At 35.0% G+C, this 369-nt stretch carries 1 protein-coding gene; it reads right to left on the bottom strand.

Translation table 11 applies throughout. The annotated features are described in order from the left end of the window. Nucleotides 1–369: transposase (locus CP366_RS10500; protein ID WP_143469322.1), on the bottom strand; the 369-nt coding region annotated here is incomplete at both ends.

Genomic DNA, 369 nt, shown 5'->3' with positions numbered 1-369 from the left:
ATACCATTCACATTTATAAGATAAAACCTGCCTAAACTTGCCAAACATTGATCTGTGCATTCCTTTTGAGGCAACATGGCTCATCATCATCTTTTTGACATCTAAGTCTTCAATGACAATCGAATCATAATTATCAACCAGCATAGTGGTAAATTTTTGCATTAAGTCATTTTGGATATTTGAAGCACGCTGATAAGCCGCTTGAAGCTTGGTTTTCGTCTTCAAGTACTTTTTGCTTTGCATTGCCTGTTCTTTTCCATTGACTTCACGTTTTCTAGCTAACAGTCTTTGATAATGCTTTATTTTTTCATAAGTTTGCTCAAGTTTTTTAGGCAGGATGCTTTTATTTCCGCCAAGATAGTTGAAATG

It is taken from the genome of Lactobacillus sp. UMNPBX15, from assembly GCF_002553785.1.
Lineage (GTDB): Bacteria > Bacillota > Bacilli > Lactobacillales > Lactobacillaceae > Lactobacillus > Lactobacillus crispatus.
Note: the sequence above shows the minus strand (reverse complement) of the source record. Positions and strands in the feature narration are given on the sequence as shown.